This is a genomic window from Microbacterium sp. CnD16-F (genome assembly GCF_024124465.1).
GTDB lineage: Bacteria > Actinomycetota > Actinomycetes > Actinomycetales > Microbacteriaceae > Microbacterium > Microbacterium gawkjiense.
Window position 1 is genome coordinate 1 of the sequence record NZ_JAMXSA010000043.1, and the last position, 23,437, is coordinate 23,437.

A 23,437-nucleotide genomic window follows, 5' to 3' on the forward strand; every position below is an offset into this window, starting at 1 on the left:
CGCGCACGTCGGTCGGCCGCGGATCCGCGCCGGCGCCGCGCTGCGCCGCGCGCGCCGCCGGCCGGCATCCGTCACCGCTCGCCCTTCGACCGGAGGCATCCGTCCGTGAAGATCCCCGCCCTGTTCGCCGCCGAGCTGCGGCGGCTCACCTCCACGCGCATGCGGGTGATCGCCCTCATCGCCCTGATCCTCGTGCCCGTCCTCTACGGCGGGCTGTACCTGTGGGCGAACCAGGACCCGTACGGCAACCTGTCGCAGGTGCCGGTCGCCCTGGTCGTCAGCGACGAGGGCGCGACGCTCAACGGCAGCGCCCGAAACCTCGGCGAAGAGGTCGCGGACTCGCTGCTCGAGGACGGCAGCTTCGACTGGCACGAAGTGGATGCCGCCGGTGCCCGCCGCGGCCTCGATGACGGCGCGTTCGACTTCGCCGTCACCCTGCCCGCCGACTTCACCGCCGCCGTCGCCTCGATCTCGTCGGCGGACCCGCGTCAGGCCGAGATCGACCTGACGACGAACGACGCCAACAACTACCTCGCCTCGACGATCGGCACGCAGGCGGTCGAACGCATCCGCACCACCGTGAGCGAGAAGGTCGTCCGCGAAGCCGGCCTGACGATGCTCGACGCGCTGAACACCGTGCGCGTGAAGCTCCTCGACGCCGCCGACGGCGCCGGCACCCTGACCGACGGCCTCACGACGGCCGGCGACGGTGCCGACACCCTCGCCGACGGCGCGGGCACCCTGGCCGCGGGCACGACGAAGCTCGAGGGCGGGGCGACGAAACTCGCGTCGGGTGTCGACACGCTCGCCGACGGCCTGCGCTCGCTCTCCTCCGGGGCCGCGCAGGTCTCGGGCGGCACCGCGGAACTCCGCAGCGTCGCCGACCGCGTCGGATCGGCCGCCGACCGGGTGAGTTCCGCCGTCCCCACCCTCCGCAGCGACCTCACGAGCGCGCTGACCGACCAGGGACTCGACGACGCGCAGATCGCGAAGGTGCTGGACGTCCTCGACCCCATCGGCACCCGCGTCGACGACCTCGACACCCGGGTGCAGCAGGCCGTCTCGCAGATCGACGCGCTCGACGACGGCGCGTCCCAGGTGGCCGCCGGCAGCTCAACGCTCGCAAAGGGGGCGGCGACGGCGGCGACGGGGGCGCACACCCTCGCCGACGGCATCGCGACGGCGGATGCCGGGGCCCACGAACTCGACACCGGCGCGCACTCGCTGGCCACCGGCATCCACCGACTCGAGGACGGTGCGGGCACGCTCCGCGACGCCCTGCAGGCGGGCGCCGAGCAGCTGCCCGACGACAGCGCGAAGACCCGCGCCGCGCAGGCGGCGACCCTCGCCGACCCGGTGGGTGTCGCCGAGGACTCGCTCACCCAGGCCCAGAACTACGGCGCCGGACTCGCGCCGTTCTTCGCCGCCCTCGCCGGGTGGATCGGCATCTACGCGCTGTTCCTCATCGTGAAGCCCGTGTCCCGTCGCGCGGTCACCGCGCTCCGCTCCCCCGTCCGCGTCGCGATCGCAGGTTGGCTGACGCCGGCCGCCCTCGGCGCGGTGCAGATGGTGACGCTGTTCGGCGTGCTGTCGATCGCGCTCGGCTTCTCGTTCACGCATCCGCTGCCGACCCTCGGCATCCTGCTGCTCGCGTCGGCCACCTTCGCCGCCATCATCCTCGCGCTCAACGTGTGGCTGGGGTCGGTCGGGCAGTTCCTGGGCCTCGTGCTGATGGTGCTGCAGCTCGTGACCGCCGGCGGCACGTTCCCGTGGCAGACGCTGCCGGCGCCGCTGGCGGCCCTGCACCACGTGCTGCCGATGGGGTACGTCGTCGACGCGATGCGGCAGGTCATGTACGGCGGTATCGCGGGCCGCGCCTGGGCGGATGCCGCGGTGCTCGCGACGTGGCTCGTCGGCGCCCTGCTGCTCGCCGTCGCCGGGGTCACGCGCATGACGTTCCGGCGGACGATGCGCGACCTGCAGCCGAGCCTGATCGGCTGAGACTCAGCCGCCCGCACCGGGCGGGGTCTCCTTCGCGTCGGCGAGCTCGTCGACGTGCAGGGTCCGCCGGTCGATCGTGCCGTTGCGGTACGCCTGGCGCCCGACCATGTGGGCCGACAGCGGCGCCGTCGCGAACTGGATGACGAGCACGGGCACGAGGAAGGCGACGACCGCCCACGACTGCAGCTCGATCCCCACCGCGATGGCGATCAGCAGGAGCCCGAGCACCTGCGGCTTGGTCCCCGCGTGCAGGCGGGTCGGCACGTCGCGGAGGCGCAGCAGTCCGATCGCGGCCGTCAGGCACAGGAGCGCCCCCGCGAGGATGAGGACGAGCGACACGACGTGCAGGATCTCGGTCATCGCGCGGCTCCGTCCCGGCGGGCGACGAACCGCGCGATCGAGACCGACCCGAATACGCCGACGGCCGCGACGATCAGCAGCACGGGAAGCGTCCGCGTGTGATGGTTGATCGCCATCTCGGCGCCGAGCGCGCAGATGAGGAGCGTCAGCAGGACGTCGGAGGCGACGGCGCGGTCGAGGATCGACGGCCCGATGATGATCCGCCAGACCGTGAGCAGGGCGGCGACACCGAAGACGGCGCAGATGACGACGATGAGGGCGGTGGTCACGAGCGCTCCTCCTTCACGCGGGTGCGGATCTCGGCGCCGCCGGCGCCCGATTCGCGGATCGCCTCGAGCTGGGCGCGCGAGCCGACGGCCCGCACGATCCGCGCCTCCCAGCGCTGCACCATCCGCCGCTGAGCGTCGACCTGGGCATCCGTCGCGGCCCCGAGGACGTGCAGGTAGAGGATGCGGCGGTCGCGGTCGGTCTCGAGGACGAGCGAACCGGGGATGAGGGATGCCGTGACCCCGACGTGGGCCATGATCAGGTCGTCGTCGGTCACGAGCGGCACCGCGACGACCGAGACGCCCGGCTGCCGGCCGGGCCGCACGACCTGCCACGCCACGACGAGCGAGCCCTTCACGACGGCGCCGAGGAACTGCACGAGGAAGACGAGCAGCCACCACGGGTTCAGGCGACCGGACAGCTCGACCGGCGGCAGACGGAAGACGCTCGTCACGAACACGGCGACGACGGTCCCGGTGAGGAAGGCGAGCACCGTGAACTGACCCCACAACAGCATCCAGAGTGCGATGAGCCAGAGGAAGAGCGGCAGCTGCCGCCAGATCCCGGTCAGCGCGCTGCGCTTGACGTCAGTTCCCATCGTTCACCTCGTCCTGCAGCTGGGTGAGGCTCACGGGGTAGGGAAGCGCCGCGCCGATGCTCGCGCAGAGGTTGTAGAGCGGGCCGGCGAAGAGGGTGAGCGCCACGGTGACGGCCACCATGCCCGCCGTAGAGGCGGTCATGATGCGCGGGATGACGCGGCGCTCGGTCTGCACACCGGCGGCGGGGGCGTCGCCCAGGTACGAGATGCGGTCGACGACACCGGACTCCTCGGTGTGGTCCTCCTCCTCGCGCCAGAACGCGAGGTTCCACGCGCGCATCAGCGCCAGGAGCGTCAGGAGCGAGGTCACGATCCCCGCGACGATGAGGGCGTACATGATCGGCGTGCCGACCTCGGCGGCCGCGTTGAACAGCGCGTACTTGCCGATGAAGCCCGAGAACGGCGGCAGACCGCCGAGGTTGATGGCGGGGATGAAGTAGAGGACGGCGAGCACCGGCGCCGCCTTCATGAGCCCCTTCACCTTGAGGATCGACGTGGACCCCGCCCGGCGCTCCACGAGCCCGACCGCGAGGAACAGGGTGGTCTGCACGACGATGTGGTGGACCATGTAGTAGATCGTGGCGCCGAGGGATTCCGGTGTCGCGATCGCAAGGCCGAAGACCATGTAACCGATGTGGCTGACGAGTGTGAACGACAGGATGCGTTTGAGCTCGGCCTGCGCGACGGCGCCGAGGATGCCGACCACCATCGTCGCGAGCGCCACGATCAGCAGCAGCTGGTTGACGTCGTTCTCTCGGAAGATCTGCGTCTCGGTGCGGATCATCGCGTAGACGCCGACCTTCGTCAGCAGGCCCGCGAACACCGCCGTGACCGGCGCCGGCGCGGTCGGGTACGAGTCGGGCAACCAGAACGACAGCGGGAAGACCGCCGCCTTGATGCTGAAGGCGAGCAGCAGCATCAGGTGAAGGACGAGCTGCACCTCGTCGGGGAGCTCCCCCATCCGGTCCGCCAGCTGGGCCATGTTCACGGTGCCGAGCGCGCCGTAGATGGCGGCGATCGCGGCGAGGAAGAGGATCGACGAGACGAGCGACACGACGATGTAGACGACGCCGGTGCGGATGCGGGACTCGGTGGACCCGAGCGTGATGAGCACGTACGACGCGACTAGCAGGATCTCGAAGCCGACGTAGAGGTTGAAGAGGTCGCCCGCGATGAACGCGTTGAAGATGCCCGCCGCGAGGATCAGGTACGACGGGTGGAAGATCGAGACCGGGGTCTCCTCGTCGCCATCGGCCGCACCCTGGCCGACCGAGAAGAGCAGGACCGCGAGCAGCACGATGCTCGAGACGAGCACGAGCAGCGCCGCGAGGCGGTCGACGTACAGCACGATGCCGAACGGGATCGGCCATCCGCCGACCGACACCGCCAGCGGCATCCCGCTCACATCCACGTAGTACAGCAGCACGGCCGCGACGGCGGCGGCGACCGTGAGGGTCACGATCGAGACGCCCACCTGCACGCGGCGGCGGCGGCCGAAAATCAGCGCGATCCCCGCGCCGAGCAGCGGCAGGGTGACCAGGAGCGGGACGAGCGCGGTCATCGCGGGCCTCCCGGGGTGTCCGTCGGGGCGTCGTCGCGCAGTTCGGCGATGTCCTGCGCGTGGAGGATCACGATGGGCGAGGTCTCCGTCCCGATGAAGTCGGTCGTGGCGTCGTCGTCCTCGTCCGTGATCTCGTCGTCCATCGTCTCCTCGTCGCGGGCGCCGCGCTCGCGCACCTCGCGGTCGGCCTCGTCGTCGGTGACGGTGTCGGCCTGACCGAGCTGCCAGGAGCGGTAGATGAGGGCGAGCAGGAAGGACGAGATCGCGAACGTGATGACGATGGCGGTCAACGAGAGCGCCTGCGGCAGCGGGTCGCTGAAGGACTCCCCCTCGCCGGCGCTGCCGTAGAAGGGTGCGACACCCGGGGCGCCCATGACGACGAGCAGGAAGAGGTTGGCGGCGTTGCCGAGCAGCAGGAAGCCGATGAGGACGCGCGTGAGGCTGCGCTCGAGCATCGCGTACACCCCGGCGGCGAACAGCACCCCCATGATGATGACGAGGACGAGCGAAACGGTCATGCGGTCACCCGCTCCCGCTGCGCCTGCGTCTGCCGGTCGACCTCGGCGCCGAGCGACCGCAGCACGTCGAGGACGAGCCCGATGACGACGAGGTAGACGCCGACGTCGAAGATCGTCGAGGTCACGAACTCGACCTCGCCGAGGAGCGGCAGTTCGGCCTTCCAGTAGGTGCTGGTCAGCGGTGCGGCGCCGAAGAACAGGGGCACGATCGCGCACGAGAGCGCGAGGACCATGCCCGCGCCGAGCAGGCGACCGGCATCGGTGGGCGCGGCGGCACCGAGCTCCCACCGTCCGCCCGCCACGTAGCGCATCACGAGGGCCATGCCCGCGACGAGGCCGCCCGCGAAGCCGCCGCCGGGCAGGTTGTGACCGGCGAAGAGCAGGTAGACCGACACGACGATGATCGAGTGGAAGAGGATGCGGACGATGACCTCGAGCAGCAGCGATCGGTTCTCGGGCTTGACCTTCAGCCCGCCGACGAGCCAGGCCTGCCGGGTCGAGCCGGGCGCCGTCGAGCGCGGGCGCGGGCCATCGGCCGTCTCGACGAGCGGACGGCGGCTGCGACCCGTGCTGGTCGGCATCGACGGCAGGACGCGGCTGTCGGAGCGGTTCGTGACGAAGACGAGCGAGGCGACACCCGTCGCGGCGAGGATGAGCACCGAGAGCTCCCCCATCGTGTCCCAGCCGCGGAGGTCGACGAGGGTGACGTTGACCACGTTCTTGCCCTGTCCGATCTCGTAGGCCAGGTCGGGGAACGGACCCGAGACGGGGTCGGCGACGCGGGCCCCCGTGGCGATGAGGGCGATCGCCGCCATCGTGACGCCGACACCGATGCCGATGACGGCCCGGACCACCGGCAGCACCGAGGCGTTGTGGTCGCCGAGACGGGCGGGGATGCGGCGCAGCACCAGGGCGAAGGCGATGAGGGTCACGGTCTCGACCAGGATCTGCGTGAGCGCGAGGTCGGGGGCACCGCTCGTCGCGAACAGCAGCACCATGCCGAGCCCCGTCACCGAGACGAGCACGACCCCGGTGTAGCGCTTACGGGCGCGGATCGCGACGAAACCGGCGAGGATCATGACCGGTGCCGCCAGCAGCTGGGCCGGGCTCTGCCACGCGTCGACCGCGATGCGCCATTCCGTACCGGCGAGCAGCGCCGTGGCCTCCGCCGCGACGAACACGACGAAGATCGTGCCCACGTAGAACGGCAGCGAGCCGCGCTGGGTGAGCGAGGTGGTCCAGACCGAGATGCGGGCGATGCCGCGCAGGGACAGGTTGTAGACGTCGTTCGCCGTGAACGGCATGACACGCGCCTTCAGCGGGCGCCGCTGGGTGAACCAGAACAGCAGCGCTCCGAGCGCGATCGAGCCGAGCGACAGGAACAGCGCCGGCTCCCACCCGTGCCAGAGTGCGAGGTGGGACTCCTTGCCGCCCTCTTCGAGCGGGATGCCGTCGGCGTACCCGGCGATCGCCGCGTCGACCAGCGGCGCCGCGACGCCGGCGACCATCGTGAGACCGCTCAGCACGACGGGGGCCACGAGGAAGCCGATCGGCGGGTCGGGCCACTCGGTGCGCTCGAGCGGGGCGCCGGCGGCATCCTTCTTCGTCCAGAACGCACCCCACACGAAACGGATGCCGTACGCCGCCGTCAGAGCCGAACCGAGGAGGATGCCGATGAGCGGGATGAGGGCCGCCGGCTCGGTGCCGCCCTCGAGGAACGAGGTGAGCGCGGCCTCTTTCGCGACGAAGCCGACGGTCGGGGCGACCCCCGCCATCGAGGCGATCGCGATGATCGAGAAGGTTGCGAGGGTGGGCGCCTGCCGACCGACGCCCGAGAGCTCCGCGATGTCACGGGTGCTGAGCTGGCGGTCGATGACGCCGACGACGAGGAACAGCGCCGACTTGAAAAGGGCGTGCCCGACGAGCAGGGCGAGACCGGCGAGTGCGCTGTTGCGTTCGCCGTACCCGAGGACGACGGTCATCATGCCGAGCTGGCTGACGGTGCCGAAGGCGAGGATGCGCTTGAGGTCGGACTCCCGCAGCGCCTGGAAGCCGCCGAGCAGCATCGTGAAGACACCGAGTCCGATGACGATGGGACGCCAGGGGTCGGTGTCGGCGAAGGCCGGGGCGAAGCGGGCGATGAGGTAGATGCCCGCCTTCACCATGGCGGCGGCGTGCAGGTAGGCGCTCACCGGGGTCGGCGCGGCCATGGCGCCGGGCAGCCAGAAGTGGAACGGGAAGATGGCCGACTTGCTGAGCGCACCCACGAGCAGCATCACGATCGCGGCATCCAAGGCGACGGCCTGGCCGCCCTCGAAGATCGGGCCGGTCTCGAGCATCGTCGCGATGCTCGTCGTGCCGTAGAGGACGACGAGCATGACGACGCCGATGAGCATGACGAGCCCGCCGAGGGTCGTCACCAGCAGGGCCTGCAGCGCGGCACGACGGCTCGCGCCGCGCCGGTGGTAGAAGCCGATGAGCAGGTACGAGAGGACGCTCGTGACCTCCCAGAGCATGATGAGCACGACGATGTCGTCGGTCAGCACGAGCCCGTACATCGCCCCGGCGAAGGCGAGCAGCACCGCCGAGAACGTCGCGAGGCCCTCGGTCTTGCCGGCGAAGTACCAGCGGCAGTAGATCATCACGAGCGCGCCGACGCCGGTGACGATGAGGGACATCACCCACGACAGAACGTCCATCCGCATCGACACCTGCACCGCGAGATCCGGGATCCAGGTGTATGTCTCGAACGGGATATCCCCGGCGAGCACGGCGGGCGTCTGCCAGGCCGTGTGCACGAAGGCGGCGATCGGGACCATGGCCGCGACGAGGAAGGTGCGTGACCCGAGGCGCGCGACGAGTGCCGGAAGGAGGAGGGGCACGAGCGCGAACGCCGCGAGGAGAATCAGCAACCTGGCCTCCTCTGTGCATTCGCGGGGGTCGAGGACTCCAGTCTACCGGCTGACGACCACCCGGCGCCCGGCGGGTTCCCAGGTCAGGCGGGTACCGGACCGGTCGTGTTCCCGCGTCGGAATGTGCAGGTGAGGGTGAGGGATGCCGGGTCCCGCCCCTCGAGCATCGCGACGACGGCCTCACCCGCGGCGCGCCCCTTCGCGATCGCGTCCTGCACGAGCGTCGTCAGGGCGTACGGCGCGAGCCCGTCGACCGTGATGCCGTCGAAACCCGTCACGCTGAGGTCCTCGGGGACACGCAAACCTGCCTCCTCGGCCGCGCGGATGACGCCGGCGGCGAGCAGGTCGCTCTGCGCGATGATCGCCGTGGGCCGCTCCCCCTGCAGCAGGACGCGACCGGCGGCGAGTCCCTCGTCGATCGAGCTCGCCCCGACGGCGTAGGCGGGCGCGTCGGGGTAGACCTGCCGCGCGCCGCGCAGGCGGTCGCGGGTGACCTCGACGGCGATTCGGCTGGGGTCGTCGATGAAGCCGCGGGGGCGCGTGGCATCCTTCGTCAGCGTGACGAGGGCCACCCGCTCGTGTCCGAGCGAGCGCACGTGCTCGGCGGCGGTGCGCTGGGCTTCGACATTGTCGAGCAGGATCTGCGGCACGTCGGGTCCGGCGTCGCCCTCGACGACGACGACAGGGATGCCGCGGCGCCCGAGGACGTCGACCGAGGACTGCAGGATCTCGTTGCACCCGAGCAGGATCGCGGCGTCGACCGGCGCCGTCGTGAGCGTGGGCGCCGACTCGACGGGTCCCTCGTCGTGGAGGAGCAGGACGCCGGCGCCGATGGGGGCGAGCGCATCGGTGAGACCGTCCATCATCGCTGCGGTGACGGGGTCGCGGAACGCGGACGCGAGGCGCTCGCGGAAGAGCACGGCGACGACGCCGGCACGTCCGGTGCGCAGGGACGCGGCCCGCGGATCGGGGCCTGTGTACCCGAGGGCCTCGGCCGCTTGCAGCACTTTGGCGCGGGTGGCGTCCGACACGGACACCTTGCCGCTGAAGACGACGGATGCCGTCGATGCCGACACCCCGGCTTCACGCGCGACGTCGGAGATCGTCGCTCGGCGGCTGCTCATCTTTCGATCGTAGCCGCACGGATCCGATTCTCGAATCGATTCGGAGATCCCGCTAGAGTGACGCCATGACGTTGCAGCTCACCGCCTCCCGTCTGTGGACCTGGCGCCTCGCCGTGTTCGCGATCTTCACCGCGAGCGGTCTGAGCATCGCGACGTGGGCGTCGCGGGTGCCCTCGATCAAGGCCGCCCTCGGCATTGAGAACTCGACCATCGGCCTGCTCCTTCTCGGCATGGGCGTCGCGTCGATCCTCGGCCTGTCGGTGTCCTCCGTCATCGCCGCCCGCATGGGGACGCGTCGCGGGATGCTGACGGTCATGCTGGTCCTTGCCGTGGGGCTGTTCCTCATCGGCCTCGGCACCGACGTCGCGCCCTCGCTCCTGCTCGTCCTCATCGGGCTCGCCCTCTTCGGGTTCGGAAACGGCGCGCTCGACGTGCTCATGAACGTCGACGGTGCGGCGATCGAGGTCGAGGTGGGCAAGACGATCCTGCCGCTGTTCCACGCCTTCTTCAGCCTGGGCACCGTCATCGGCGCCGGCATCGGCGCGCTGGTGGCCGGTGCACGCATCGGCGTCTTCCCGCACACCGCCGTGATCGCCGTCGCGATCGTCGTCCTGGCGGTCGTCGCCTTCGCGTACGTGCCGCAGCGCGACTTCGGCGCCCCGGACGCGGCACCCAGCGGGTGGCGTTCGCGGCTGGCGGCCGCGCTGTCGGCGTGGCGCGAACCGCGCACCTACGTGCTGGGCGTGGTCATGCTCGGTATGGCATTCGCCGAGGGCGGCGCGAACGACTGGATGGCCCTCGGCGTGAGCGAGGACCACGAGGGCGGCGTCGCACTCGGCGCCGCGGCGCTCACGGTCTTCTCCGTGGCGATGACCGTCGTGCGGGTCTTCGGCGGCCCGCTCGTCGACCGCTTCGGCCGCGTCGCGACGCTGCGGGTGCTGGCGGTCACGGCCGTGGTCGGCATCCTGCTGTTCATCCTGGCGCCGAACCTGCCGCTCGTCTTCGTCGGCGCGGCCCTCTGGGGCGTGGGCGCCTCGCTCGGCTTCCCGCTCGGGATGTCGGCCGCCGCCGACGACCCCGAGCACGCAGCTGCGCGGGTGAGCGCCGCCGCGACCATCGGCTACGTCGCATTCCTGTGCGGCCCGCCGATCCTGGGTGTCATCAGCACGCACATCGGCCTGCTCAACACGCTGTTCATCATCGCCGCGCTGGTCGCGGCGTCGGGGTTCGCCTCGGGCGCCGCCAAGCCCCTGCCGGGCACCCGCGGCACGAGCCACTGAGCGGCGTCAGAACAGACGCGGAGCTCCCGACTCGATGCCCTTCATCTCGTCGTAGTCCAGGGTGACGCAACGGATGCCGCGATCGGTCGCCAGGACCTTGGCCTGCGGCTTGATCTCCTGGGCGGCGAACACCCCGGTGACCGGCGCGAGGTGCGGGTCGCGTCCCAGCAGCTCGAGGTAGCGCGTGAGCTGCTCGACACCGTCGATGTCGCCGCGCCGCTTGACCTCCACCGCCACGGTGCCGCCCTCGGGGTTGCGCAGCAGCAGGTCGACCGGTCCGATGGCGGTGGGGAACTCCCGGCGCACGAGCGTCAGGTTCTCGCCGATGACGCCGACCTGCTCCGCGAGCAGCCGCTGCAGATCGGCCTCGACACCGTCCTTGACGAGGCCCGGGTCGGTGCCGAGCTCGTGCGACGAATCGTGCAGCACCTCGTAGATCCGGATGGTCAGCTCATCGCCCGACTTGGCGTGCGTCACGCGCCACTTCTCGACGACGTCGACGTCGTCCTCGCCGGGCTCGATGACCGTCAGCGTGCACGGCGGGCTCATCCAGTTGAGCGGTTGGTGCTGGATGTCGCGGTGGAACGCGACCGTGCCGTCGGCCTTCACCATGATGAGGCGGGTGGCGGGCGGCAGGTGGGTGTTGAGGCGACCGGTGTAGTCGACGGAGCAGCGGGCGATGACGAGACGCACGGCGACGAGCCTACCCGCGGGCCCGTTCGGGATCGTCCGGGAATGGGCTCCGACGCCCCGTCCGCGGCTGACGGCTCGTACCGTGGACGGCGAGCAGGTGCGCCGGTGGCGGTCCGTCTCCGGGGGGAGAACGAGATCACCACGTCACCGGGCGCCGTCGCTGCACGCGGATTCGGGCTCGCGTGCCGCTCACCGCGGTGGTGCCGTGTCGGTGACCCGGGGTCCGACTCGGCACCTCCGCGGCTCTACGATGACGGTGTGGGGGCACGAGCGACACGAGTGCGGCGCGCATCGACGAGCTGGTCTCGGAGCTCCGCACCCTGCGCGACGCGAGGGGCGTCTCGTACCGCGAACTGGCCGCCCGGATCACCGAGCGGCGCATAGCCGGCGCGAACCCCGCGGCGGCGCGCGTCGCCCACACCACGATCTCGGATGCGTTCCGGCTCGGTCGGCGTCGGCTCAACGCCGGCCTCGTCGCCGAGATGGCGGAGGCGCTCGGCGAGGACGCCACTGCGGTGTCCTCCTGGCAGGCGCGGGTGGCGCAGGCCGTCGCCACCGATCCGGTCCACTCTCCGGCGCCGGTCACGGAGACACCGCCCCCTCCCGCGGTGGGGCGCACGCCGGGACGCGTGATCGCCGTCATCGTCGCGGGCGTCCTCCTGAACTCGACCGGCAAGTTCGTGAACCCCCTGCTCGGCGACGTGTTCTTCTTCGACATGGCGGGGACGGCTCTCGTGGCCATCCTCGCGGGCCCCTGGGCGGCCGCCTCCGTCGGCGTCCTCTTCATCACCGTCGAACTCCTCAAAGGTCAACTCGTCGACGCGGTGTTCTCGGTGACGATGGTGTCCGCCGGACTCGTCTGGGGATTCGGGGCGTCCCGATTCCGCCTCGCCGCCTCGCTCCCCCGCTAGCCTGGGGTTGAGTGCCGTCGTGGCAGCGGTCACCTCGGCGATCGGCATCGTGAACATCACCATCTCGCTCGTCGACAAGGTGATCGTCGGTGCACTCGCGTACGCGGTCGCCACCCTCGTCCGTCGGACGCTGCGACCCGCCCGTAGGCTGGACGCATGACGACACGCTCCCCCTGGTCCTGCATCCTCTGGGACGTGGACGGCACCATCGTCGACGCGTCCGACGGCATCCTCAGCCGTCTCGACCGTTGTCTGACCCACTTCGGATACCCCGCACCGACGCGTGCGGAGCTGGTCCACTGGATCGGGCCGCCCATGTACGACTCGTTCCAGAAGAACGTCGGCATGACGCCGGAGCAGGCGTCCGAGGCGGTCACCTACTACCGGGCCCTCGGCAAGCAGGACGGGTACACGGCCCGCACGCGGCTCTACCCGGGTGTCGGGGAGCTCATCGCGGACATCTCGGCCGCCGGCATCCCGCAGGCGACGGCGAGCTCGAAGCCGGAGGTCCAGGTCGTCGCGCTGATGGAGCACTACGGTCTCGCCGAACACATGCAGGCGATGGCGGGCGCGACCCCGGACGAGAAGACCCTCGCCTCGAAGGCGGACATCGTGGCCGAGTCACTGCGGCGGCTGCGCTCGATGGGGGTCGACACGAGCCGACCGATCCTCATCGGGGACCGCCATCACGACATCGACGGGGGCGCGGCGAACGGCGTGCCCGTGATCTTCGTGCGGTGGGGCTTCAGTTGGCCCCACGAGTCAGAAGGAGCGCAGGCGGCGGTCGACTCGATGGTCGAGCTCCGCCGCCTGCTCCTCACTGAAGAGGTGTGAAACCTCAGAGGGGACGGATGTTCTCCGCCTGAAGACCCTTGGGGCCCTGTGCGATGTCGAACTCAACTCGCTGGTTCTCCTCCAGCGAGCGGTAGCCCGAGGAGTCGATGGCCGAGTAGTGGGCGAAGACGTCGGCGCCGCCTTCATCGGGAGCGATGAACCCGAAGCCCTTCTCCGAGTTGAACCACTTGACGGTACCGCTGACGCTCATGAACTGCCTTACTGATTGGTGCCGACGACACGTCCGCCGGTCGTTCCCCAACCTAGCCCTCGCAGCCTGTGCAGTCACCCCCCACGTACGAAGGTGACACAAACGTTGCCGGGCGTACACCCGCCGTCTGCCCGTCCGGCGACTGCAGCGATACCCCCGGGGGTATCATGAGGACATGCGGACCATCATCATCGGAGGTGTCGCGGCAGGGATGTCGGCGGCCACCCGCCTGCGCCGTCTCGACGAACAGCGGGAGATCGTCGTCTTCGAGCGCGGCGCGCACGTCTCCTTCGCGAACTGCGGACTCCCTTATTACGTCGGCGGCGTGATCGCCGACCGGTCGTCGTTGCTGCTGCAGACCCCCGCATCGCTCGCCGCGCGCTTCGCGCTGCGCGTGCACGTGCGCCACGAGGTGACGGCGATCGACGCCGCGTCCAAGGTCGTCACGGTGCGCGACCTCGATGCCGGCACCGAACGGGACGAGCCGTTCGACGACCTCGTGCTCGCCATGGGAGCGGCGGCGACCAGCGGCATCCCGGGCGAGGGCGTTCCGGTCGCGACCCTGCGCAGCGTCGACGACGTCGATGCGATCACCGAGGTCCTCGCGGGGCTGCGGACGCCGCGGACGGTCGTGGCCGGTGGCGGGTTCATCGGCGTGGAAGCCGTCGAGAACCTCGCGCACCGCGGCGCACAGGTCACCCTCGTGCAGCGCGGGGCGCAGGTCCTGAGCGCCCTCGACCCCGAGATGGCCTCGCCCGTCCACCGTGCACTGTCGACCGCCGGAGTGGACGTCCGCACCCGGACCACCATCGAGCGCCTCGAGGCCGGCGCCGTCGTCCTGTCCGACGGCAGCCGCGTGCCCGCCGATCTCGTCGTCGACGCGCGCGGCGTGCGTCCCGACGTCCGGATCGCCGAGGCCGCGGGCATCGCACTCGGCCCGACCGGCGGCATCGCCGTCGACGACCGGCACCGCACGAACATCCCGGCAGTGTGGGCCGTGGGCGACGCCGTCGAGAAGACCGACCACCTCGACGGCGCCGCGACCCTCGTCACCCTGGCGGGCCTCGCCAACCGGCACGGCCGAGCGGCGGCCGACGACATCGCCGGCGTCGCCACTGCACCCGCGACCCCCGCGCTCGGGACGACGATCGTCGGCATTTTCGGCCTCACGGTCGGGCTCGTCGGCTGGAGCGAGCGCCGGCTCGTCGCGGCGGGCCGGGCGCACCGCGTCGTGCACACCCACCCCTTCTCGCATGCGACGTACTACCCGGGCGCCGAGCAGATGGCCATGAAGCTGCTCGTCGACCCCGAGACCGACCTGATCCTGGGGGCGCAGATCTGCGGCGGAGCCGGCGTCGACAAGCGGCTCGACGTCCTCGCCGTCGCCATGACGGCCGGGCTCACGGCATCCGCTCTGTCCCAGCTCGAACTCGCGTACGCACCGCAGTACGGATCGGCGAAGGACGCGATCAACATGGCGGGGTACGTCGCCGAGAACCTCGCGACGGGAGCCGACCGCACGATCCAGTGGCACGAAGTGGATGCCGCCCGCGCGGCCGGCGCCGTCGTGGTCGACGTCCGCACAGCCGAGGAGAACGAGGCCGGAGCGATCCCCGGCGCCGTCCTCCTGCCGCTCGACGAGATCCGCGAGCGTCATTCGGAGCTGCCCGACGCGCCCCTCATCGTGCACTGCAGGGTCGGACAACGCGGGCACACCGCGAGCCGCCTGCTGCAGCAGCTGGGGCACGATGTCCGCAACCTCGACGGCGGCTGGCTCACGTGGACCGACGGCGTCGAGGCCGCGGCGCGCGAGGAGGTCTGACGGTGTCGACGGCGCTCCGGGACGACGAGGCCGTTCGCCGCATCGCGAACCGCCTCAAGCGCGCGCAGGGCCAGCTCGCCGCCGTGATCGCCGCCGTCGAGGAGGGCGGCGACTGCCGCGCGGTGGTCACGCAGCTCTCCGCAGTGTCGAGCGCGATCGATCGGGCCGGGTTCGCGGTGATCGCCGCCGCGATGCAGCAGTGCCTCGGCGAGGACGACGCCGAGCTGCAGATGGCGGACCTCGAGAAGCTCTTCCTCTCGCTCAGCTGAGAGGCAGAGCGAGGCCGAGGGGCAGGCACCGGCATCCGCTCTGGTCACGCGGGTGACGGCGGTCTACGGTGAGCGGATGACCGGACTCACCCCGTATCTGACGTTCCCCGGCACGGCGCGCGACGCACTGACCTTCTATCAGGGGGTGTTCGGCGGCGACCTCGTGCTGAACACGTTCGCCGAGTTCGAGCGCGTCGACGGCCCCGGCGATTTCATCGCCCACGGGATGCTGACCGGCCCGGTCGCGCTCTTCGCCTCGGACGGCGGGCCCGGGGACGAGGCGCTGCAGCTGCGCGGAGTGATGTTCGCGCTGCTGGGGGCTGCGGAGCCGGCCGTCCTCGAGACGTGGTTCGCCCGGCTGGCCGACGGTGGCCGGATCGTCGACGATCTGCAGCTGCGCGCCTGGGGCGACCACGACGGAACGGTCACCGACCGCTTCGGGGTCACCTGGCTCATCGGCTACCAGGGCTGATCCGGGCTCAGGCCCGCCGGCGGCGCCCGCGGATGAGCGCAGAGCCCACGGCGACGGCGGTCCCCGCGGCGATCCCCACGACGGTCTCCCACACTCGGTCGGTCAGAAGAACCGCCGCCGTTGTCGGCGCGGCGAGCTGGACCATGAGGAGGGCGAGCGGCGTGATGAGGACCATCGCGATCGCGTAGTTGCGCCCGACGAAGAGCTCGGCGCCCGCCTGCAAGGCGACGGCGATGAGGATGACGGCGAGCGGTGGCATCCCCAGGGCGAGGATGCCCGCCGCGACGAGCACGCCGAGCAGGGTGCCGATGAGCCGCTGCAGCCCGCGGATGACGCGGGCCTTCACGTGCGGGCCGCTCACCGCGGCGACCGCGCCCACCATCGCCCAGTACCAGTGGGCGTGAAAGAGGAGCAGCCCGGCTGCGCCGGCGAGCACCGTCGCGACCGCGACCGTGAGGGCCATCTCCGCGGCGACGGCGCCCACCGGCATCCGGTTCTTCGTCCGCGCGAGACGAGGGATCCGGCGGCCGGTCACGGTCTCGGAGACGAGGGTCACCGTGAGGGAGAAGACGACGGCGGCCAGACCCACGACGAGGACGTGGCCGAAACGCGCGCCTTCTGCAGGGATGGATGCCGTGGCCCCGGCCGCGAACACGATGAACAGCGCGCCGGGCGGGTGCCACTGCGTCGCGTATGCGAGCAGGGTCGCCATGGAGGCGACCGCAGCCACGACCACGATCGCGAACGGAGCCGGCACGTCGGCGACCGAGAGCGCGGTGCCGATGAGCATCGCGGCGACCACGACCGCCCCGGCGGCCACCTGCATCCGGACGCGGTCGCCGATGCGATCGGTGCGGCCGTAGAGCGAGGCGAAGGCTCCGAAGCTCGCGTAGATGCTGAGGTCCAGCCGACCGATCGACCACAGCACGATCAGCGGGACGCCGACGCTGATCGCGGCCCGGATAGCGACGGTGTGGTCGCGATCGTAGGGTGCGACACGGATGACGCCGGTCCAGATCCTGCCGCGCGACGTGCTCACCGTACGAGCCTAGGAGCCCGGCTGCATCGCCCGGAAACGACGAAGCCGGTCGGGATTCTCACCACCGACCGGCTTCGTTTCGCACTGTCTGTGCGCGAGGGGGGAGTTGAACCCCCACGCCCTTTCGGGCACTGGCACCTGAAGCCAGCGCGTCTGCCTATTCCGCCACTCGCGCGAACCCGTGTCGCCACGGGATCAACTTTCCGAGGATATCATGGCGCGAGCCCGCCGGAGAAACGGCCGCAGCTGTGTTCCCCAGACCCTGCCAGGGTCGACAACTAGCATGTGAGCACCGGTCCAGACTGCCTGAGGAGCCCCGTGGGACTACTTGACAGCTTCGAGAAGGGAATCGAACGCGCCGTGAACGGCGCGTTCGCGAAGACCTTCCGCAGCGGTGTGCAGCCTGTCGAGATCGCCTCCGCACTGCGTGCCGAACTCGATGCGAAGGCCGCCGTCGTCTCGCGCGACCGCATCCTCGTGCCGAACACGCTCGTCGTCCGGCTCGCCCCCGCCGACCACGAACGCATGGGCGCCCTCGGCCGCACACTGCACGACGAACTCGTCCAGCTGGTCGAGGGCCACGCCAAGGCGCAGAAGTACAGCTTCGCAGGCCCCGTCTCGCTCGCGATCAACCCCGACGAGTCCCTGACGACCGGCACCGTCCGCGTCGACTCGCGCTCCGCCTCAGCCGAGGAGGTCTCGTGGCACGGCGTCGTCGAGATCGACGGCACGCAGCACCGCCTCACCGGCAGCCGCACCGTGATCGGCCGAGGGACGGATGCCGACATCACGATCCCCGACGCCGGCACCAGCCGTCGCCACGTCGAGATCCTGTGGGACGGTCGCCGTGCGATGGTCCGCGACCTCGGCTCGACCAACGGCACCCAGCTGAACGGGCAGAAGGTCTCGGAGGCCGCCCTCGAGCCGGACTCCGTCGTCACGATCGGTCGCACGCGCATCACGTTCCGCGTCGTCGCGCAGGCGGCATCCCGCATCCCCCCGCGGCCGCAGGATCCCGCGACCCGCTTGTTCGACCTCGGAGGCCAGGCATGAGCGAACTGACACTCCTGCTGCTGCAGATCGGATTCCTGATCCTGCTGTGGTTCTTCGTCTTCGCAGTGGTCTACTCGCTGCGCGCCGACCTGTTCGGCGTCAAGGTGCGCAAGATGCCCGAGCCGGCACCGGCCGCCGCGGGCCCCGTCGCGACGGCCCCGGCCAACGCCGAGACCTCCATCGTCTCGCCGGTCATGACGCGCCCGGCGGCACCCTCGGGTCCCCAGAAGGCGACGGTCAACACCGTGTCCCGCATCGTCATCACGAGCGGACCGAAGGCCGGACTCGAACTGCCCCTCGGTGACGAGCCCCTGACGATCGGCCGCTCCAGCGAGTCGGGCCTCGTCATCCGCGACGACTACACCTCGAGCCACCACGCCCGCCTCGTCCTCTGGGGTGAGCAGTGGATGGTGCAGGACCTGGACTCGACGAACGGCACCTGGCACGACGGCGAGCGCGTGGCATCCCCCGTCCCCGTCATCGTCGGCGCTCCGATCAAGGTCGGCGCCACGACGTTCGAGCTGCGGAAGTAACGGCCCGCACCGATGGTCTTCGAGGGCTCGAGCGCCGCCATCTCGCATACCGGGAAGGTCCGCTCCAACAACCAGGACTCGGGCTTCTCGGGCTCGAACCTGTTCGTCGTCGCCGACGGCATGGGCGGACACGCCGGCGGTGACATCGCCTCGAGCATCGCCGTCCACCACCTCGAGGGCCTCGACCACGGGTTCCCGACGCCGGCCGAAGCCGAGCGCGAGCTCCGCGAATCGATCGTCGACGCCGCCCACGTCCTCGTCGACACGGTCGCCGAGCGCCCCGAGCTCGCCGGAATGGGCACGACGGTCAGCGCCGTGCTCATGGTCGACGACTACGCCGTCATCGCCCACATCGGCGACTCCCGCGTCTACCTCTTCCGCGACGGCGTGCTGACGCAGATCACGACCGATCACACCTTCGTCCAGCGCCTCGTCGACTCGGGCCGGATCACCCCCGAAGAAGCGCGCTACCACCCGCGCCGGTCCGTCCTCATGCGCGTGCTCGGCGACATGGGCACCGATCCCGAGGTCGACGCGTTCATCATGCAGACCCAGCCGGGCGACCGGTGGCTCATCTGCTCCGACGGACTGTGCGGCGTCGTCGACGACGCGCAGACCGCCAAGGTCCTGCGCCAGGACCTCGCCCCGGGTCGCACCGCCGACATGCTCCTGAAGCTGGCGCTGGATGCCGGTGCCCCCGACAACGTCACGATCGTCCTTGTCGACGTGGGCGGGCGGCATCCGATGTTCAGCGGCACCGCGACCGTCGTCGGGTCCGCGGCCACGCCGAAGGGCATCGAGGTCCCCGTGGCGCGCCCCGCCCGCACGGGCTGGTTCCAGACCGGACGCCAGGCGGCGAACGAGCCCAGCCACTTCGAGCCCGCGGCCGAGTACCTCGAGGAGCTCATCGAAGAGGACCGGCGCCGCGCGCGCCGGCGCCGCGTCTGGTGGTTCGTCGGCTTCATCGCGATCGTCGCGGTGCTCGCCGCGGGGGTCTTCGCCGGCTACGCCTGGACCCAGACGCGCTACTTCGTCGGCCCCGACGACGACAGCGTCGTGATCTACCGCGGCATCCAGCAGGACATCGGTCCGATCTCGCTGTCGACGCCGTACGACGACACCGACATCCTCCTCGCGGACCTACCCGCGTATCAGCGGCTGTCCGTGGAGCAGACCATCTCCGCCCGATCCCTCGCCGACGCCCAGGCGATCGTCGACAACCTCCGCCAGGGGACCCCATGACAGCCGCGGTAGAAACCGACACGACGGTCATCAAGGCACTCCGGAAACTCCGGATGCCGGCGACGCAGCGCAACCGCGAGCTCGGCCTGCTCGTGTTCGCCATCATCGTCTCGACGGTCGCCGTGCTGCTCGTCCAGCTGGGCACCCGCGACGAGATCGACCCGACGTTCCTCTCGTACTGCGGATGGCTGGCGGGGCTGTCGCTGGCGCTGCACATCGTGACGCGCATCTGTGCCCGCGACGCCGACCCGTTCGTCCTGCCGATCGCGACGCTCCTCACGGGCATCGGCGTCGCGATGATCTACCGCCTCGACATCGCCGAGGACCGCGTCGGCTGGTCCTCGCTCGGGTTCCGCCAGCTCGTCTGGGCGGCGATCGCGATCGCGGGCGCCATCCTCATCGTCATCTTCCTGCGCAACTACCGGGTGCTCTTCCGGTACACGTACGTGTTCGGCCTCAGCGGCATCCTGCTGCTCCTGCTCCCCTTCGTCCCGGGACTCGGCATCGAGGCGGGCGCCGACGTCTGGGTGTCGGTCGCCGGTGTCTTCTCGTTCCAGCCCGGTGAGCTCGCGAAGATCTGCCTCGCGATCTTCTTCGCCGGCTACCTCGTCCGCACCCGTGAGGCCCTCACCTCGGTCGGCACGCGCTTCCTCGGGATCACCTGGCCGCACGCCCGCCAGCTCGGGCCGCTGCTGATCGTGTGGGGCGTCTCGCTCGGGATCATCGTCCTTCAGCGCGACCTGGGTACCGGCATCCTCATCTTCGGCATGTTCATCGCGATGCTCTACGTCGCGACGGGCAAGGCGAGCTGGGCGATCCTCGGCGTCCTCCTGGCCGTCGCGGGCGCCCTGGCCGCCGCGCAGGTCCTGCCCTACGTCGCCTCCCGGTTCTCGAACTGGCTCGACGCCTTCAACCCGGACTACATCAACGGCAGCAGCTTCCAGCTCGTCTCGGGCATCTTCGGCCTCGCCCACGGCGGACTCATCGGCACCGGCTGGGGCATGGGCCGACCCGACCTGACGCCGCTCGCCCACAACGACTACATCCTCCCGAGCCTCGGTGAGGAACTCGGCCTGGTCGGCGTCTTCGCGATCCTGGCCCTTTACATGGTCTTCGTCAGCCGCGGCATCCGGATCGGCATCGCGGGTCAGGACGACTTCGGAAAGCTGCTCGCGACGGGGCTGTCGTTCACCCTCGCGCTGCAGGTCTTCATCATGGTCGGCGGCGTCACCCGTCTCATCCCGCTGACGGGTCTGACGATGCCGTTCCTCGCGGCCGGCGGTTCCTCCCTCATCGCGAACTTCCTCATCATCGCGATCCTGTTGAGGATCTCGGATGCCGTCCGCTCCAGGCCCCGGGTGGTGATCGGATGACCAAGCAACTCCGTCGACTGAGCGTCGTCGTGCTCCTCATGTTCCTCAGCCTGTTCGCGGCGACGAGCGTGATCCAGGTGGCCCTCGCCGGTCAGCTGAACGAGAACCCCGACAACCGGCGCACGCTGTACGACTCGTACGCGGTGCAGCGCGGCACGATCTTCGCCGGCAGTACGGCGATCGCGTCGTCCGAGCCGAGCGACGACGTCTACAGCTGGATCCGCACGTACCCGGATGCCGAGATGTGGGCGCCCGTGACCGGGTTCATCAACCCCGTCTTGCGCTCCTCGACCGGGCTCGAGTACGCGATGAACGCGGCCCTCGCCGGCACCGGCAGCCAGCAGTTCCTGACCCGTCTCGACCAGATCGTGAGCGGCCAGCCGCCGCGCGGGTCGAACGTGCTCCTCTCGCTCGACCCCGCGGTGCAGAAGGTGGCGTACGACGCGCTGGACGGACTCGAGGGCGCGGTCGTCGCGATGGAGCCCGACACGGGCCGCATCCTCGCGATGGCCACCAGCCCCAGCTTCGACACCAACAAGCTCGCCTCGCACAACAGCTCGGCGGTCAACGCCGCCGATCAGGAGCTGCAGGCGGATCCGCTGCGACCGCTCACCAACCGGGTGACCCGCGAGACGGAGCCCCCCGGATCGACCTTCAAGCTCGTCGTCGCATCCGCCGCCCTCGCCTCGGGGAAGTACACCCCCGACTCCGAGTTCGACAACCCGGCGACCTTCACGCTCCCGGGAACGAACAACGTCCTGCACAACTTCGACCGCGGCACGTGCGGACCGGGGGAGAAGACGACGCTCGAGACCGCGCTGCGGCTCAGCTGCAACATCCCCATGGCCGAGCTCGCGCTCGAGCTGGGCACCGACGCCATCCGTGAACAGGCGCAGAAGTTCGGCTTCAACTCTGCCTTCGAGATCCCCCTCGACGTCGCCGCGTCGAGCTACCCCGAGGGCTTCGACGAGCCGCAGACCGCGCTGAGCGGCATCGGCCAGACCGACGTGCGCGCCACCCCGCTGCAGATGGCGATGGTCGCCGCCGGCATCGCCAACGACGGCGTCGTCATGAACCCGCGGATGGTCGACCGCGTCGTCGCGGCCGACCTGACGGTGCAGGACGAGCCCGGGAACACGCAGTTCGGCGAGGCGCTGACCCCCGAGGTGGCCGAGACGATGACGACCCTGATGGTCGGCAATGTCCAAAACGGTGCGGCGTCGGGTGCGAGAATAGACGGCGTCGACGTCGCCGGGAAGACCGGAACGGCGGAGCACAATCCGGGGGACCCGTACACGCTCTGGTTCACCGGTTTCGCGCCCGCAGAAGACCCGGAAGTGGTCGTCACGGTGATGGTGGAGAACGGTGGTGGGCTCGGCCAGAACGGCACGAGCAACGGGATCGCGGCCCCGATCGCGAAGAAAGTGATTGAGGCGGTGCTGAGCGAATGAGACCGACGCAGGGTGTGAGCTTCGGCGGACGGTACGAACTGGACTCGCGGATCGCGATCGGCGGCATGGGCGAGGTCTGGGAGGCCACCGACCACGTCATCGGCCGCACGGTCGCCATCAAGATCCTCAAAGACGAGTACATGGGCGACCCGGGCTTCCTCGAGCGCTTCCGCGCCGAGGCCCGTCACGCCGCGCTCGTGAACCACGAGGGCATCGCCAGCGTCTTCGACTACGGCGAGGAGAACGGCTCCGCCTTCCTCGTCATGGAGCTCGTCCCCGGTGAGGCGCTGTCGACGATCCTCGAGCGCGAGGGCGCCCTTTCGTCCGACAAGACCCTCGACATCGTCGCGCAGACTGCATCGGCGCTGCAGGCGGCCCACGCCGCGGGGCTCGTCCACCGCGACATCAAGCCCGGCAACCTGCTGATCACCCCCGACGGCCGCGTCAAGATCACCGACTTCGGCATCGCCCGCATCGCCGATCAGGTGCCGCTGACCGCGACCGGCCAGGTCATGGGAACCGTTCAGTACCTCTCGCCCGAGCAGGCGTCGGGGCACGCGGCATCCCCCTCCACCGACATCTACTCGCTCGGCATCGTCGCCTACGAACTGCTCGCAGGTCGTCGTCCGTTCACGGGTGAGTCGCAGGTGGCCATCGCGATGGCGCAGATCAACGACACCCCGCCGCCGCTGCCCGACACGGTCGCCGAGCCCGTGCAGCGCTTCGTGATGAGCATGATCGCGAAGAAGCCCGAGGACCGTCCCGCCTCGACCTCCGCCGTCGCGCGTGCCGCCGGCGCGCTGCGTCGTGGGGACGTCGCCGGTGCCGCGGCCATCGTCCCCGCGATCGGCGGCGCCGCCGACGCGGACGCGTTCACCCAGCTGCTGACCCCGACCACGGGATCGGATGCCAC

At 70.5% G+C, this 23,437-nt stretch carries 24 protein-coding genes and 1 tRNA gene; 14 read left to right on the forward strand and 11 right to left on the reverse strand.

Features of this window, described 5'->3' with window-relative positions; genetic code table 11:
* Positions 1-105 precede the first annotated feature (105 nt).
* A complete protein-coding gene (locus NH287_RS11295) occupies positions 106-2,001 on the forward strand; it encodes a YhgE/Pip domain-containing protein (protein WP_253035702.1) in 1,896 nt (631 codons plus the stop codon).
* 3 nt (positions 2,002-2,004) lie between these two features.
* On the opposite strand, the gene mnhG is transcribed toward NH287_RS11295, so the two are convergent.
* The 7 genes from mnhG to NH287_RS11330 form a co-directional block, all read right to left on the reverse strand.
* Entirely contained in the window at positions 2,005-2,361 is a 357-nt protein-coding gene (gene mnhG / locus NH287_RS11300) for a monovalent cation/H(+) antiporter subunit G (protein WP_253035703.1), read from the reverse strand.
* A complete protein-coding gene (locus NH287_RS11305) occupies positions 2,358-2,630 on the reverse strand; it encodes a monovalent cation/H+ antiporter complex subunit F (RefSeq protein WP_253035704.1) in 273 nt (90 codons plus the stop codon). Before NH287_RS11305 ends, mnhG begins: the two co-directional genes overlap by 4 nt.
* Positions 2,627-3,226 carry a Na+/H+ antiporter subunit E gene (locus NH287_RS11310; RefSeq protein ID WP_253035705.1) on the reverse strand — a complete coding sequence of 200 codons (600 nt, stop codon included), beginning with the start codon at positions 3,224-3,226 and terminating at the stop codon, positions 2,627-2,629. Before NH287_RS11310 ends, NH287_RS11305 begins: the two co-directional genes overlap by 4 nt.
* Positions 3,216-4,787 carry a Na+/H+ antiporter subunit D gene (locus tag NH287_RS11315; RefSeq protein ID WP_064002839.1) on the reverse strand — a complete coding sequence of 524 codons (1,572 nt, stop codon included), beginning with the start codon at positions 4,785-4,787 and terminating at the stop codon, positions 3,216-3,218. Before NH287_RS11315 ends, NH287_RS11310 begins: the two co-directional genes overlap by 11 nt.
* Entirely contained in the window at positions 4,784-5,305 is a 522-nt protein-coding gene (locus NH287_RS11320) for a Na(+)/H(+) antiporter subunit C (protein ID WP_064002838.1), read from the reverse strand. The genes NH287_RS11315 and NH287_RS11320 overlap by 4 nt, the downstream gene beginning before the upstream one ends.
* Entirely contained in the window at positions 5,302-8,217 is a 2,916-nt protein-coding gene (locus NH287_RS11325; protein ID WP_253035706.1) for a Na+/H+ antiporter subunit A, read from the reverse strand. Before NH287_RS11325 ends, NH287_RS11320 begins: the two co-directional genes overlap by 4 nt.
* Before the next feature lie 83 nt (positions 8,218-8,300).
* Entirely contained in the window at positions 8,301-9,341 is a 1,041-nt protein-coding gene (locus tag NH287_RS11330) for a LacI family DNA-binding transcriptional regulator (RefSeq protein ID WP_253035707.1), read from the reverse strand.
* A 65-nt stretch (positions 9,342-9,406) separates the two neighbouring features.
* Here NH287_RS11330 and NH287_RS11335 point away from each other — a divergent pair, with 65 nt between their 5' ends.
* Positions 9,407-10,621, forward strand: coding sequence for an MFS transporter (locus tag NH287_RS11335; RefSeq protein WP_253035708.1), 1,215 nt, complete (start codon positions 9,407-9,409; stop codon positions 10,619-10,621).
* A 6-nt stretch (positions 10,622-10,627) separates the two neighbouring features.
* On the opposite strand, the gene nucS is transcribed toward NH287_RS11335, so the two are convergent.
* Complete coding sequence (nucS, locus tag NH287_RS11340) at positions 10,628-11,314, reverse strand: endonuclease NucS (RefSeq protein ID WP_253035709.1); 687 nt, start codon at positions 11,312-11,314, stop codon at positions 10,628-10,630.
* Positions 11,315-11,796: 482 nt separating this feature from the next.
* Here nucS and NH287_RS11345 point away from each other — a divergent pair, with 482 nt between their 5' ends.
* The 3 genes from NH287_RS11345 to NH287_RS11355 are packed head-to-tail and all read left to right on the forward strand — an operon-like array spanning position 11,797 to position 13,059.
* On the forward strand, positions 11,797-12,225 hold the full coding sequence (locus NH287_RS11345; RefSeq protein WP_253035710.1) for a hypothetical protein: 429 nt from the start codon (positions 11,797-11,799) through the stop codon (positions 12,223-12,225).
* Between the two features lie 19 nt (positions 12,226-12,244).
* Complete coding sequence (locus tag NH287_RS11350; RefSeq protein WP_253035711.1) at positions 12,245-12,385, forward strand: hypothetical protein; 141 nt, start codon at positions 12,245-12,247, stop codon at positions 12,383-12,385.
* Positions 12,382-13,059 (forward strand): HAD hydrolase-like protein, encoded by a 678-nt coding sequence (locus NH287_RS11355; RefSeq protein WP_253035712.1) that lies wholly within the window; start codon positions 12,382-12,384, stop codon positions 13,057-13,059. Before NH287_RS11350 ends, NH287_RS11355 begins: the two co-directional genes overlap by 4 nt.
* Positions 13,060-13,063: 4 nt before the next feature.
* Here NH287_RS11355 and NH287_RS11360 read toward each other — a convergent pair whose 3' ends face one another.
* Positions 13,064-13,270, reverse strand: coding sequence for a cold-shock protein (locus NH287_RS11360; RefSeq protein ID WP_253035713.1), 207 nt, complete (start codon positions 13,268-13,270; stop codon positions 13,064-13,066).
* 175 nt (positions 13,271-13,445) lie between these two features.
* Between NH287_RS11360 and NH287_RS11365 the strand changes: the two genes are divergently transcribed.
* The 3 genes from NH287_RS11365 (at position 13,446) to NH287_RS11375 (ending at position 15,833) form a co-directional block, all read left to right on the forward strand.
* Positions 13,446-15,092: an FAD-dependent oxidoreductase gene (locus NH287_RS11365; protein WP_253035714.1), complete on the forward strand. Its 1,647-nt coding sequence runs from the start codon at positions 13,446-13,448 to the stop codon at positions 15,090-15,092.
* A gap of 2 nt (positions 15,093-15,094) precedes the next feature.
* Positions 15,095-15,361 carry a metal-sensitive transcriptional regulator gene (locus tag NH287_RS11370; protein ID WP_253035715.1) on the forward strand — a complete coding sequence of 89 codons (267 nt, stop codon included), beginning with the start codon at positions 15,095-15,097 and terminating at the stop codon, positions 15,359-15,361.
* Positions 15,362-15,437: 76 nt separating this feature from the next.
* Positions 15,438-15,833 carry a VOC family protein gene (locus NH287_RS11375; RefSeq protein WP_253035716.1) on the forward strand — a complete coding sequence of 132 codons (396 nt, stop codon included), beginning with the start codon at positions 15,438-15,440 and terminating at the stop codon, positions 15,831-15,833.
* A gap of 7 nt (positions 15,834-15,840) precedes the next feature.
* On the opposite strand, the gene NH287_RS15380 is transcribed toward NH287_RS11375, so the two are convergent.
* Both NH287_RS15380 and NH287_RS11385 read right to left on the reverse strand, forming a co-directional pair.
* Complete coding sequence (locus NH287_RS15380; protein ID WP_253035717.1) at positions 15,841-16,872, reverse strand: FUSC family protein; 1,032 nt, start codon at positions 16,870-16,872, stop codon at positions 15,841-15,843.
* Positions 16,873-16,963: 91 nt separating this feature from the next.
* Positions 16,964-17,047: transfer RNA gene (locus NH287_RS11385), tRNA-Leu, on the reverse strand.
* A gap of 143 nt (positions 17,048-17,190) precedes the next feature.
* Here NH287_RS11385 and NH287_RS11390 point away from each other — a divergent pair.
* From NH287_RS11390 to NH287_RS11415, 6 genes are all read left to right on the forward strand, one after another.
* Positions 17,191-17,925 (forward strand): DUF3662 and FHA domain-containing protein, encoded by a 735-nt coding sequence (locus NH287_RS11390; protein WP_064002828.1) that lies wholly within the window; start codon positions 17,191-17,193, stop codon positions 17,923-17,925.
* Complete coding sequence (locus tag NH287_RS11395; RefSeq protein ID WP_253035718.1) at positions 17,922-18,458, forward strand: FHA domain-containing protein; 537 nt, start codon at positions 17,922-17,924, stop codon at positions 18,456-18,458. The genes NH287_RS11390 and NH287_RS11395 overlap by 4 nt, the downstream gene beginning before the upstream one ends.
* 12 nt (positions 18,459-18,470) lie before the next feature.
* A complete protein-coding gene (locus NH287_RS11400; RefSeq protein WP_253035719.1) occupies positions 18,471-19,700 on the forward strand; it encodes a PP2C family serine/threonine-protein phosphatase in 1,230 nt (409 codons plus the stop codon).
* The gene (locus NH287_RS11405; protein WP_253035720.1) at positions 19,697-21,073 is read left to right on the forward strand and encodes an FtsW/RodA/SpoVE family cell cycle protein; all 1,377 of its coding nucleotides are present in this window, start codon (positions 19,697-19,699) and stop codon (positions 21,071-21,073) included. The genes NH287_RS11400 and NH287_RS11405 overlap by 4 nt, the downstream gene beginning before the upstream one ends.
* Entirely contained in the window at positions 21,070-22,524 is a 1,455-nt protein-coding gene (locus tag NH287_RS11410; RefSeq protein ID WP_253035721.1) for a penicillin-binding protein 2, read from the forward strand. Before NH287_RS11405 ends, NH287_RS11410 begins: the two co-directional genes overlap by 4 nt.
* The coding region (locus NH287_RS11415) for a serine/threonine-protein kinase (RefSeq protein WP_253035722.1) at positions 22,521-23,437 on the forward strand (917 nt) is incomplete at its 3' end. The genes NH287_RS11410 and NH287_RS11415, both read left to right, overlap by 4 nt.